The following is an 11,891-nucleotide window of genomic DNA, read 5'->3' as shown; positions in this document are numbered from 1 at the left end:
TCGGCCGACGTCAGCGTCTGCGAAGGGTTTCGGGCGCTTGCGTACGAAAGCCTCCAGTGCAGGAACCCGCGGGCCCCGGGCGCTGGTCTATGGGTAAAGCTACTTTGGGATGGTCCTTGTGGGTGAGCGCTGCCGGTCCGGCAGTGCTCCGGGCGACCTGATCGAAGTGATTTTGGGCGGTGTCACATGGCTCCTGGCGTTGGTTTGGCCGGCCGATATGCCCTTAGCCCAAGGTAGTCCTGGGACAGGCATGCGCTGGACCATCGGCCAGGACGCTATAGGCGCAACCGTCGTGCAGGCTGAGCCATGCCGGATCATGGCGCATTCTCCCGGAGAGGCGGTGCCGATGACGGCGGCGCACGGGGCTGGCACCACCGGGCGAAGGACTCGATGATGGTCATGTGCCCGCCGCAGCATGGACAGGGCGGGCGATGATCGGGAGGTTCGTCGGGTTCGGGTTCCTCGGCTGGCGCCGCCACGCCCAGCAGCCTGCGGGCGAGCGCCATGGTGTCCTTGTGGGTTGAACTGGCGAGCAGACCGTAATGCCGGATGCGGTGGAAGCCGCGCGGCAGGACGTGGAGCAGGAAGCGGCGGATGAACTCGTCGGTCGCCAGCGTCATGACCTGCTGCCGTTCGGCCCCGTCGCGGCGATAGTCCTTGTAGCGGAACGTCACACCGCCCTCGTCGAAGGCGATGAGCCGCCGGTTCGAGATGGCAACGCGGTGGGTATAGCGCGCAAGATAGGCCAGCACCGCCTCCGGCCCGGCGAAGGGCGGCTTGGCATAGACCACCCAGCGCTTCTTACGGATGGGCGAGAGATGGCGCAGGAAGGCCTTGCGGGCGGCAAGGTGGGCCTGAGCGCCGAAGAAGCCCAGCTTGCCGGCATCGAACAAGGCCAGCAGGCGCGTGAGGAACAAGCGGCGGAACAACGCTCCCAGCACGCGGGCCGGCAGCAGGAAGGCTGGCCGCGAGGAGATCCACCGCGAGCCGTCCGGAGCGATCCCGCCGCCGGGCACGATCATGTGCACGTGCGGGTGGTGGGTCAGTGCCGATCCCCACGTGTGCAAGACGGCAGTGATGCCGATCCGCGCGCCGAGGTGCCTGGGATCGGCGGCGATGGTCAGCATCGTGTCGGCCGCCGCGCGGAACAGCAGGTCATAGACCGCCGCCTTGTTCTGCCACGCGATATCCGCGACCCCGGCAGGCACGGTGAACACGACGTGGAAGTAGCCGACCGGCAGCAGATCGGCCTCGCGCGCGGCCAGCCAGGTGCGCGCGGCGGCGCCCTGACACTTGGGACAATGCCGGTTGCGGCACGAGTTATAGGCGATCCGCCAGTGCCCGCAGTCGTCGCAGGCCTCGACATGACCGCCCAGGGCAGCGGTGCGGCAGGTCTCGATCGCCGTCATGACCTTGAGCTGGCCGAGGCTGAGATGCCCGGCATGGGCTGCGCGATAAGCGGGCCCGGCGCTGCGGAAGATATCGGCGACCTCGAGTGAGGAGCGCACCGGTTCAGCCCGGGGGCGCTCTGCCCTCCATCACGGCTACGATCTGGTCGAGCGGGCTGGTCACCGCCCGCATGGTCTTGCTCGAGACCTGGGCGTAGATGCCGGTCGTGTTGATGTTCACGTGTCCCAGCAGGACCTGGATGACGCGAATATCGACGCCCTGCTCGAGCAGGTGAGTGGCGAACGAGTGCCGCAAGGTGTGCGGGCTTACCCGCTTGCGGATCTCGGCACGCTCGGCCGCCTCCTGCACCACGCGGTGCAACTGGCGAGCCGAGACCGGATCCGTGCCGCTGCGGCCGGGGAACAGCCAGCCATGGGGCAGCATCACGCCGCGCCGCTTGCCTTCGCGCCACCACTGCCGGAGCAGGTCGAGCAGATGCGGTGAGAGCATGGCATTGCGGTCCTTGCGCCCCTTGCCCTGCTCGACACGGATCAGCATCCGGGTGCTGTCGATGTCATCGACCTTGAGGTGGGCAACCTCCGAGACCCGCAGACCCGCGCCATAGGCCACGCTGAGCGCTGCCTTGTACTTGATGCCTGGCGCCGCCTCGAGCAGCCGCGCGGTCTCCTCGACGCTCAGGACCACCCGCAACTTGGGCGCGACGTGAATGACGACAAGCCCCAGCGCCATCTCCGGCCGCCTCAGGGTGATACCGAAGAGGAACCGCAGCGCCGACACGGCCCCATTGATGGTCGCGGGACCAACGGCACGTTCATGCTGATCGAGCTGGAAGCGCCGGAGATCTTCGAGGGTGGCCGTATCGGGGGGCTGACCAAGAAAAGCAGCGAAGCGCCGGACGTGGCGGATGTAATCCTTCTGCGTGTGCTCCCCAAGCCCACGCATTTGCATATCCTGCAGCATCCGCTGGCGCAGCGATGCGTTCGGGGCGGCGGTCGTGACAGCATCCATCGTGAGTTCCTTTGCGTTGAAGGAACTCCACGGTCGCAAGGCGACCCTGCCGCTCGCAAAGCCTGAACAATACTACGCTACATCACCCCAAGCGACCCTCCCGCGCAGCGGGTTCGTGCTCTGGCCCAACTGCGCACGGGCCATGACATCGACGACTTTGGCAAGGTCCTGTTCTGATCCGGTGTGGAAGTAAGGCGCGGTGAGCGCGATGTTGCGCAGGCTTGGCACCTTGAAGAAATAGTCGTCGTCCGCCTTGCCGGTTACACCGCTGCGCCCCTTGTCGTCGGCCGGTCGATAGCGGACGTCGGGCGCTGCAACTGCCCCGAACTTGGCATACATCGTTCCGCCCATGTTGACCCCGGCGTGGCAGGACGAACAGCCCTTGTCGATGAACAGCGTGAGCCCGGCCTTCTGGTTGGCATCTAGCGCCGCCGCATCACCCCTCAAGAAACGATCGAACGGCGCGTTCGGCGTGATCAGCGTCGCCTCGAACACCGCAATTGCTTTTTGCGCATTGGCAAGCGTAACCGGGCTCGGCTCGCCGGGGAATGCGCGCGCGAAATCGTCGCGGTATGCCGGAAGTGCCGCCAGTTGCTCAGCGACGTGCTGCTTGGGCGATGCCATTTCGACCGGGTTGACCATCGGCCCGCCTGCCTGCTCTTCAAGGTCCTTGGCCCGGCCGTCCCAGAATTGTGTGAAATTGTAGGCCGCGTTCAAGACCGTGGGTGAATTGCGTCCGCCCCGCGTTCCATGGAACCCGGCCGATGTCGGCGAATTGTCCGCTCCGCCTAAGCCGAGGTTGTGGCACGATGCACAACTGATCGAATGCGTGGCCGAAAGCCGGGGATCGAAATACAGCATCGAGCCCAGCGCAAGCTTTTCCGCTGTGGCCGGATTGCCGGGCAGGTCCGGCGCCTTGAGTGGAATCGGCTTGAAGACTTCCCGTGCCCTGAGCAGCAACGGATCGTTGGAGGCCGTGGTTGGCGGTTCGGCGGCATCCGATGTTGCAGCAGTGGTGGGGACTGGCGACTTGCTGCACCCGGTTGCCAGCACAAGCAGGCTGACTGCTGCCAGACAGCTGCGCAGCTTGAAGCGGTGGCCGTGGTTCGCGCCAGCAATATTTTGCGACTGTTCATGCATGCTCAAGTCCTCGACGATGACATGTCGCCCGAAAGCGTGACGGATTGCGATGGGATGGCTTGGCATCGGCAAAAACGCGTGCTGCATCGACTTTTGCAACATCAAACACGTTACTTCATACTGGCGGCTCACCCAGAGGGTCGGAATCTACGCAGCTCACACAGCCGTCCCGACCAGATTGCCGATCCCGGCTGTCAGCGCCAAGGCCAACGCGCCCCAGAAGGTGACGCGCAAAGTGGCGGTCCAGACCGGCGCACCGCGTGCGCCGATTGCGCCGAGCAGCGCGAGAAACAGCAGCGACACGGCAGCCTCGATCAGCACCAGCAGGCTGGCTGGCGTCAGAATTGCGATAGCCAATGGCAGAGCCGTGCTTGATGTAGAGTCCGGCGAGCTCATCGACCTCGGCATCGACGTTGCCTGCCAGTTCGGCGCGTTCGCGCGCGAGATCGGCGGATTCTGTATCGGACTGCGAACTGACCGAGGCATAGTCATCCGCTGCCATCGACATCGCGCCCGCGACGAGCCCGGCAGCGCCAGCGATCAGGCTACTGGCCAGCTTGGCAACCGCCGCGGCAACGGCAATGATGAGACTGGCGGTCGAGACAATCGCGTTGCTGGCCCCAGCACAGCGGCGCGGAGCCAACCAATGCACGAGACGAGATGCCGTTCCGGGTGCAGGTGTAGTCTGGTCACGTACGCCAATCCTTGTTGATGTGGCTTGTTCCGGATCAAGCCGCGTCGGTTGGGGCACTGCCGGATTCTTGGCCGAGCAGGGCGATCGCGATCAGAAAACCGATCGGGGAAATGCCAGACAGAAACCTGATGCGGATGACTGCCAGCACGCTTTTCTGCTCGGCTCGACCCACGCAAGAGTGGCCCAGACGAGTTAACCGCTGTCAGTTGTGTTTGGACCTCGGCCGACGTCGATCAAATGACCTTCAGCACCATCTCGCATGAGGGTCGATGCGTGCGCTGTCAGGAACGCGTCAGAAATGGCCGTCAGCCGAGCGGCAGGGCAATTCGCATGCGTTTAGTCTTGGGATTGCTGCTCGCCACGCGAAGAGATGTTCCATTGTTGTTGCGTTCCGGCGCAAGGCGGACCAAGCCGATCCCCAAGATATGTGGTGACATGATTACGTGCGAAGCTTAATTAGCAGCGGCAATGTTAAGCCTGCGCGCCTTCCTTTTGCGCTATCGCGCGTTGGCACTCCTGGTGATTGCCTTGGCGTTGGCTGTGAAGGCGATCGTTCCAGCGGGCTATATGGTCGGTTCGGAATCGAAGGTTCTGACGATCCGGATCTGCGATGATACCCAGCTTTCCGACGCTCTCCATGCCCGCGACATCGCGATCCCGATGAAGGGCGAACCGGCGGACAAGCACAACAAGGCTGAGGGCATGTGTCCCTACGGCGCGCTCTCGTTTGCCAGCCTTGGCGGGGCCGATCCGGTCCTTCTCGCACTCGCACTGCTGTTCATCCTAGCAACAGGGTTTGCCGCGCTAGCGCTACCCGCACCGCGCCGTACCACTTACCTTCGCCCGCCACTGCGCGGCCCGCCCGCTCTCGCCTGACGCAATCCAGGTCTGGCCCTTGCCAGACCTGAGGTCTGCTACACAGCAGGCCGTCCGTCAGAATAGACCGGCTATCAGCGTGCGCATTCCTTGCATGGCGATGAGCCGGTCCGCCCGGACTGTTGATCCGGGCGCTTGAGGCCGGAGCCCATTTCCGATGTACCAGATCCTGCGCCGTTCGCCCGAACGGCTTGCGCAGTATGGCCGTGAGGCCAGAACTGCATCCTCGCCCCTGATCCTGCACATGCAGGAGAACCGATCACATCTCTCAGACGAGGCGCGCGGTGCCGTGGCGGCCTTGGCTTTTGCCCTCATGGCCGGGGCGATTTTGCCCGCGCTCGAGGGCCTGCTGTTCGTTCCCATCTCGGCGCTCAGTGCGCTGGCTTTGCTGACCCTCGCGCTGGAACGTCATGCACGCTCACAGCCTGCGAACGAGACGCTGGAACTTGTCGGCGACATGGTGCGCCACCGCGACAGCAGCGGTCGCGCAATCGAAATCTCTGCGCACCGCACGCGCCTTGCCACGCGTGGCAGGGCTGAAACCGATCTGCGCCTGTTCCTCGAGACGCAGGATGCGCGGATCGAGGTGGCGCGCTGCCTTGGTCAGCACGAACGGCCCGAGATTGCTGCGCTCGTTGCCGATGCTCTGGCACAGGCCAACAGAAGCGGAGGTCCAACGTGGCCTTGAACCCGCAGCACCTGCGCCGCTTACGCCGCCGTACCTGGGTGGCCATCGCCGCCTGCATCGCGCTCAGAGCGAGCGCCGCGCTGGCCGGGTTCGACCTGACCGATCCCGCCGCAGCCAATGCCCCTTCCTGCTTCCCTTCCCTGGAGACATCGTCATGATGAACCGTCTTGCCCCCGCGCTTGCCGCAACCCTTCTTGCTGCCAGCCTACCTACCGCCGCTTTGCTTGCGCATCGCTACAAGGCCGGGGCGATCTCCATTGCGCATCCCTGGTCCCGCCAGACCGCGCCCGGTCAGACCGTGGGCGGCGGGTTCCTCGTCATCACAAATGCGGGCGGCAAAGAGGACCGGCTGGTTTCGGTGAGCAGTCCGGCAGCCAATGAGGTGCAACTGCACACCATGTCGATGGACGGGGGCGTGATGCGCATGCGCCAGGTGACAAACGGCCTGCCCGTTCCCGCACATGGCACGCTGGAGCTCAAGCCCGGCGGTTTCCACGTGATGTTCATAGGCCTCAAGGCGCCGTTCACGCTGGGTGCGAAGGTTCCGGCAACGCTCACGTTCAAGCGTGCTGGCAAGGTGAAAGTCGCCTTTGCGGTCGAGCCGGTGACCTACACCGGCCCCGCCGCCGCGCCCGCCATGGAGCATAGCCATGCCGGACACTGAGGCACCGGACACTGAAGGCTTCGGCCCCCGCTGGAAATGGGCGCTGGGGCTAGGGCTGGTATTCGCCATCGGCCTCGCCATCGCGCTCACCCCGCGCGGGGGCGGCAACGCGGCCAGCCTTGCGGCGGAAACCGAGATCGGCGGCCCGTTCACACTCACCGCACCCGATGGCAAGCCGTTCACGCTCAAGGATCTCGGCGGCAAGCCTTTCGCTGTCTATTTCGGCTTCACTCGCTGCCCCGATGTGTGCCCCACCACGCTGTCGCGCCTCGCGCTGCTGCGCGGCAAGCTGGGCGCGGATGGGAGCAAGTTCGCGATTCTGTTCGTCTCGGTCGATCCCGGGCACGACAAGCCGGAAGCCGTGGGCGAATACGTCAAGCTGTTCGGTACACCGATCATCGGCCTGACGGGCAGCGAGGAACAGCTTGCGCCGGTGAAGAAGGCCTACGGCGTCTATGCCGCCAAAGTACCGCAGCCGGGCGGCGACTACACCGTCGATCACAGCACCGCCGTGCTGCTTATGGATGGCGAAGGCCGCCTCGCCGACATCATCAGCCACGATGAACCCGATCCCAGCGCGCTGGCCAAGCTCAAGGCGTTGGTCGGCTGACGCCCCCATTTATCTGGAGATTCCCCCAATGAAGACGTCCCTCATCGCGCTCGTCCTGCAAGGCGAATATGCGCCCAACCCGGCGATCAAGGGCGGTACGCTCGCCACCACATCGCAGCCTGTCGGTGAAATGATGAGCAGCATGTTTGCGCCGCTGAAGGCGCAGTTCGGGGCTTTGGCCACGGGCTGATGCGGATCGGTCAACGCCTGTAGGGGCCAGCAACGCCAGAAGGGCCTGCGCCCCGCCAAGCTAACGTGCGCGTGAGCAAGCCCGGCGCAGGCAAGTATGTAGGGGAAAAGGCTTGCCTGCCAAAAGCCAAGTCAGAGTGAGGACCAACTTTTCCAGAGCATATAGAGCGCAACACAGAAGATCAGCACGGCGAAAACGGTGTTCAGCAACCCCTTGTGCGCGGACAGACGCCGGGAGGCGGCTGCGCCCACAAGACCGCCGAGAACGCCGCCACCGATGAATACCGCTGCGAGGCCCCAATCGATCAGGCCTGAAAGGGCATAGTTGAGTGCCGTTGTCAGCCCGAAGGCGGCGACCGCCACGAGCGAGGATCCGACCGCGTTGATCATCGGCATGCCGGTCGAGGCCATCAGGCCGGGCACGATCAGGAATCCACCACCGATCCCGAAAAAGCCCGAAAACAAGCCGGTGGCGCTGCCATAGGCGATCACCTTGGGCGCGTTTTCCCGCCTGCACTCGACGTTGGGGTTCCCCGCCTGTCCGCGATTGCGAAGCATCAGCGCGCCCACCACCAGCATCAGCAAGGCGAACAGAAACAGCAGACGCTGGCCATCGAACGCCTTGCCGAGGCTTGAGCCGGCAAACGCCCCCGCCACACCGGCAAGTGCATACATGCCCGCACAACGCCATTTGACCGTGCCCTGCCGCGCGTGGGGAACAAGGTTGGCCGCTGCATTCGCTGACACAGCCAGCGCGCTGGTGCCAATCGCGACATGCGGAGATGCGACGCCCACGAGGTAGACCATCAGCGGAACAGCGAGGATCGAGCCGCCCCCACCCACCAGCCCCAGGGTGAAGCCCACAAGCGAGCCCGATGCGCCGCCGAGCATATACTGGAAGGGCTCAAGCATCATGGTTTTCCGGGCCGCGCTACAGGCTGTTCAAGGGGAGTTTGAGATAGCGCGTGCCGTTGTCTTCAGGCTCTGGCAGGTGGCCGCCGCGCATGTTGATCTGGATCGAAGGCAGGATCAGGCGCGGCATCCCCAGCGTTGCGTCACGCGCTTCGCGCATCGCCGCGAAGGCATCCTCGGTGATCCCCGGATGGACGTGAACGTTGTCCCGGCGTTCCTCACCAATTGTCGTTTGCCAGACAAACCGGTCGCGGTCCGGAGCCTTGTAGTCATGGCAAAGGAACACCCGGGTCTGGTCAGGCAGCGCCAGCAGCCGGTGGATCGAGCGATAAAGGGTCCGCGCATCGCCACCGGGAAAATCGACGCGTGCCGTGCCGTAGTCCGGCATGAACAGCGTATCGCCGATGAAGGCCGTGTCACCGATGATGTAAGCCATGTCCGCGGGCGTATGTCCGGGGACATGCAGCGCGATGGCATCAAGTGAGCCAAGCCGAAAGCGTTCGCCATCCTCCAGCAAATGGTCAAACTGCGAGCCGTCACGGGCAAAGTCCGGCCCCTCATTGAAGATCGAACCGAACACCGACTGGACCGTCAGGATATCCCGTCCGATCGCCAGCGTGCCGCCCAGGCGCTCTTGCAGATAGGGCGCCGCCGAAAGGTGATCGGCATGCACATGGGTCTCAAGGAGCCATTCGACCGCCAGCCCTGCTGCCTCGACGTAGGCGATCACCTGATCCGCGCAGCCGGTCGAGGTGCGCCCTGATGCCGGATCGAAGTCCAGCACGCTGTCGATGATCGCGGCCTTGCCGGTTGCGGGATCTCTGGCAATGTGGGTGGCAGTGAACGTTGCCTCGTCGAACACGGTATGCACATGCACACAGCCGGGCGCGGCAGCTTCTGCAATGCCGCAAGCAGCCGTAAGCGGCCGGTCGATCATGCTGCTGCCCGCACCAACCATGCCTTGGCCGGAACAGCCATACCCTCCGGCGTTTCGAACTGCTGGAAGAATGCGGTGACCTTGGCCCGGATCGTCTCCTCGAGGCCGGGCTCCGCTCCCTCCAGCACATTGGCGAACGAAAAGGCGCGAAGCGAGAATTCGGCAGCCTTGGCAGCGTCGCTGCCCACGCCGCCAACCGGGATTGCGCCATGCCATGCGGCAATGTCCACTTGCGAAAAACCGGCCTTGCGCAGCAGACTCGCGGTCGCATCCGGGTCTGCCAGCCTGAACGGTCCCGGGGCCAGCGGATCAGCCGCCGGCAGCTCGATATGCTCGGCGACGATGGCGCGCGCGCCGCTCATCCAGACATTGTCCTGCGGCGAGGCCCACACCACGAAATCTGCGCGTCCTCCATCCACCAGCAGCGTCCGCAAATGTGTGAAAGCAGCCTCGGGATCGGCGAAGAACATCACGCCGAGCCGCGAAATCAGCCGGTCGAACGGCGCGCCTTCGGGCATGAACGATGCGGCATCGCCCGTGCTGAAGCGCACATTGCCAATCCCTGCTGCCTCAGCGCGGCGGGTCGCTTCGTCCATCAGCATCGGGGCGATGTCGATCCCGTGTACGCTGCCGCCGGGGGCGACGAGATGCGCGGCCAGACGCGAGGTCAGGCCCCCGCCGCACCCGATGTCGGCAATGTGCTGCCCGTTTTGCAGCGCGGCGCGGTCCAGCAGTGCAATGCCGAGCGGCTCAAGCATCTGCTCGTAGGAATCAAGCTCGGCCAGCCAGAGCGCGCCGCGCGCGTCGGCCCAATCTTCACCGCTCGTGCCTTGGGAATTGGACATGTCGTTCTCCAGAATTGTTCGGTCAGGCCTTAGCCGGAACGGCCTCTGCCTTCGCCGCAAACTGGTCGTAAGCCTCGATGGCCTGCGCGGCATACATCAGGCTAGGCCCTGCTCCCATGTACAGCGCCATGCCCATGACCTCCATGATCTCTTCGCGGGTCGCGCCCTGCCGGACCGCGGCCTCGCTGTGAAAGGCAACGCATCCATCGCAGCGGATCGCCACGGAAATCGCGAGCGCGATCAGTTCCTTGGTCTTGACGTCGATCACACCGGGCGCTGTCGCGGCGCGCGCCATGGCTGAAAACGCCTTGGTGACTTCAGGGCTGCCGAGGCGCATCTCCTTGATCGCGCCGGTGAGCTGTTCGGCCATTTCCGGCCAGTCCTTGTGCATCGCGGTCATCCTTTATGCGTCAGAATTTGCGGCCAAGCAGGCTGAGCAGCCGGTAGGCAGCCACGATCCGGTCGGTGCTCGCCCTCGCGGCTCCAGCCTCGGCAGATGTTGCCTCACGCTCCGCATCGAGCAGATCGAGCTGCGGCTTCATGCCGACGCGAACTTCCTGCCTGACGCTGTCGAGCGCCTTCGCAGCAGCAGCGGTCTGTTCACCCGCTGCCTGCTCGACGAGCTGCGCAGTCCGCACCTCCTGGAACGCAGAGATGACCTGCTCCGCGATCTGCAGCCGCGCCGCGCGTAGCCGTGCATCGGCGGCCAGGACCGTACTGTCCGCTTCGGCGACTTTGCCCGAGACCCGGCCGCCGCTGAAAATCTGCCAGCGGGCGCGGATGCCGACAGTGGCACTGTCGCCGCGATAGCCCGGAAAGAATTGATCACGCACGGTCGCCGCTTCGGCGAAGGCACCGACCGTGGGCAGCAGTTCCGCACGCGCGCCGCGCGCTGCTGCCTGCGCGCCGCGCAGACCGGCCTCGATCTGGGCAAGCATCGGATTGGCCTCAATCGCTGCGTCCATCGCCTCGTCGAGCGAAGCCGGGAGCGGGGGATTGGCAGGAAGCGGCTGGAGATCGGCGGGCTCGAGCCCGGTCAGATTACGGAACCGCGCCTGCGCCGAAACCTGCATGCCTTGCGCGCGGGCCAGCCCGGCGCGCGCTTCGGCGAGCCGCGCATCGGCCTGCGCAACATCGGTGCTCGGACTTTCGCCCGCACGGAACTTGAGCTGCGCCTGGCGCCCGATCTCGGTTGTCTGCGATACGAGCCGACCATAGAGATCAACGAGATGTGCGGCGGTCAGCACATCGCCGTAGGCTTGCGTCACGGCCAGAACCAACTGGCTGCGCATTCCCGTTTTCCCGGCGTCCGCCGCAGCCACACCGGCACGCGCACGGTCGATCCCGGCACCGACCCGACCGCCAGTGAAGAGGGGCTGTTCTATGGCCATCTGCGCAGTTCGCGGGGTCACATCGGCTCTGCTAAGCCCGAAGAAGCCGCCCGGATCGAGGCGGCCATAGCCGATCGAGCCGCTAAGCGTCGCGGTAGGCATATGCTCTGCTCTGGCCTGATCCAATCGCGCCGAAGCGGCACCGGCGTCGGCATCGGCTGCCGCGACTTCCGGCGCATGTGCAAGCGCTGCGGCAAGCGCTTCTTCAAGCGTCGCCCCGTGCGCTGCGCCGCTCAGCGCCAGCGGCGCGGCAAGCCACAGCGCAAGCCGGGCAGTGCGGCGCTGGCTCATCATTTGAACGCCGTGCCCGCACGCACGCCCATGGCCTTGAACGCGATCGCGGCGGGGCAGAAGCCGGTGAAGCCGGCCTGGATCATGTTGAGCCCGGCGAACGCCGACAGGCCGATCCACCAGGGATGGACCGCAAGCGACAGGGCAATGCCCAGCAGCACGACAAAGCCGGCGAAGATCATCACGGCACGATCAAGAGTCATGTCTCGGTCCTTTCAGGATCACAAATCAGGGTC

Annotated in this window: 14 protein-coding genes and 1 pseudogene; 5 read left to right on the top strand and 10 right to left on the bottom strand. The window is 65.0% G+C overall.

The window, feature by feature from the left end:
- Positions 1–314 precede the first annotated feature (314 nt).
- The 4 genes and pseudogenes from ACO06X_RS18945 to ACO06X_RS18930 form a co-directional block, all read right to left on the bottom strand.
- Complete coding sequence (locus tag ACO06X_RS18945) at positions 315–1,508, bottom strand: IS91 family transposase (RefSeq protein WP_421837549.1); 1,194 nt, start codon at positions 1,506–1,508, stop codon at positions 315–317.
- A 4-nt stretch (positions 1,509–1,512) separates the two neighbouring features.
- The gene (locus ACO06X_RS18940; protein ID WP_421837548.1) at positions 1,513–2,418 is read right to left on the bottom strand and encodes a tyrosine-type recombinase/integrase; all 906 of its coding nucleotides are present in this window, start codon (positions 2,416–2,418) and stop codon (positions 1,513–1,515) included.
- A gap of 72 nt (positions 2,419–2,490) precedes the next feature.
- Positions 2,491–3,690: a cytochrome-c peroxidase gene (locus ACO06X_RS18935; protein ID WP_421837680.1), complete on the bottom strand. Its 1,200-nt coding sequence runs from the start codon at positions 3,688–3,690 to the stop codon at positions 2,491–2,493.
- A gap of 24 nt (positions 3,691–3,714) precedes the next feature.
- Positions 3,715–4,251: pseudogene (locus ACO06X_RS18930) on the bottom strand (VIT1/CCC1 transporter family protein).
- 469 nt (positions 4,252–4,720) lie between these two features.
- Between ACO06X_RS18930 and ACO06X_RS18925 the strand changes: the two are divergent.
- The 5 genes from ACO06X_RS18925 (at position 4,721) to ACO06X_RS18905 (ending at position 7,280) form a co-directional block, all read left to right on the top strand.
- Positions 4,721–5,128 (top strand): DUF2946 family protein, encoded by a 408-nt coding sequence (locus ACO06X_RS18925; protein ID WP_421837679.1) that lies wholly within the window; start codon positions 4,721–4,723, stop codon positions 5,126–5,128.
- 157 nt (positions 5,129–5,285) lie between these two features.
- Positions 5,286–5,816 carry a DUF2244 domain-containing protein gene (locus ACO06X_RS18920; protein WP_421837678.1) on the top strand — a complete coding sequence of 177 codons (531 nt, stop codon included), beginning with the start codon at positions 5,286–5,288 and terminating at the stop codon, positions 5,814–5,816.
- Between the two features lie 154 nt (positions 5,817–5,970).
- On the top strand, positions 5,971–6,480 hold the full coding sequence (locus ACO06X_RS18915; RefSeq protein WP_421837677.1) for a copper chaperone PCu(A)C: 510 nt from the start codon (positions 5,971–5,973) through the stop codon (positions 6,478–6,480).
- Positions 6,467–7,090, top strand: a complete 624-nt coding sequence (locus ACO06X_RS18910; RefSeq protein ID WP_421837676.1) for an SCO family protein — start codon at positions 6,467–6,469, stop codon at positions 7,088–7,090. The genes ACO06X_RS18915 and ACO06X_RS18910 overlap by 14 nt, the downstream gene beginning before the upstream one ends.
- Before the next feature lie 28 nt (positions 7,091–7,118).
- Positions 7,119–7,280, top strand: a complete 162-nt coding sequence (locus ACO06X_RS18905; protein ID WP_421837675.1) for a hypothetical protein — start codon at positions 7,119–7,121, stop codon at positions 7,278–7,280.
- 131 nt (positions 7,281–7,411) lie between these two features.
- On the opposite strand, the gene ACO06X_RS18900 is transcribed toward ACO06X_RS18905, so the two are convergent.
- The 6 genes from ACO06X_RS18900 to ACO06X_RS18875 are packed head-to-tail and all read right to left on the bottom strand — an operon-like array spanning position 7,412 to position 11,858.
- A complete protein-coding gene (locus ACO06X_RS18900; RefSeq protein WP_421837674.1) occupies positions 7,412–8,194 on the bottom strand; it encodes a sulfite exporter TauE/SafE family protein in 783 nt (260 codons plus the stop codon).
- A gap of 16 nt (positions 8,195–8,210) precedes the next feature.
- Positions 8,211–9,149: an MBL fold metallo-hydrolase gene (locus tag ACO06X_RS18895; RefSeq protein WP_421837673.1), complete on the bottom strand. Its 939-nt coding sequence runs from the start codon at positions 9,147–9,149 to the stop codon at positions 8,211–8,213.
- Positions 9,125–9,973 carry a class I SAM-dependent methyltransferase gene (locus ACO06X_RS18890; RefSeq protein WP_421837672.1) on the bottom strand — a complete coding sequence of 283 codons (849 nt, stop codon included), beginning with the start codon at positions 9,971–9,973 and terminating at the stop codon, positions 9,125–9,127. Before ACO06X_RS18890 ends, ACO06X_RS18895 begins: the two co-directional genes overlap by 25 nt.
- 22 nt (positions 9,974–9,995) lie before the next feature.
- Positions 9,996–10,364: a carboxymuconolactone decarboxylase family protein gene (locus ACO06X_RS18885; RefSeq protein WP_421837671.1), complete on the bottom strand. Its 369-nt coding sequence runs from the start codon at positions 10,362–10,364 to the stop codon at positions 9,996–9,998.
- Between the two features lie 19 nt (positions 10,365–10,383).
- Positions 10,384–11,655, bottom strand: coding sequence for a TolC family protein (locus tag ACO06X_RS18880; RefSeq protein WP_421837670.1), 1,272 nt, complete (start codon positions 11,653–11,655; stop codon positions 10,384–10,386).
- Positions 11,655–11,858, bottom strand: a complete 204-nt coding sequence (locus tag ACO06X_RS18875; RefSeq protein WP_421837669.1) for a YgaP family membrane protein — start codon at positions 11,856–11,858, stop codon at positions 11,655–11,657. Before ACO06X_RS18875 ends, ACO06X_RS18880 begins: the two co-directional genes overlap by 1 nt.
- Positions 11,859–11,891: the final 33 nt, after the last annotated feature.

It is taken from the genome of Novosphingobium sp. (assembly GCF_965229225.1).
Classification (GTDB): domain Bacteria; phylum Pseudomonadota; class Alphaproteobacteria; order Sphingomonadales; family Sphingomonadaceae; genus Novosphingobium.
The sequence above is the reverse complement of the archived record's forward strand: the minus strand, read 5'-3'. Positions and strand labels throughout refer to the sequence as shown.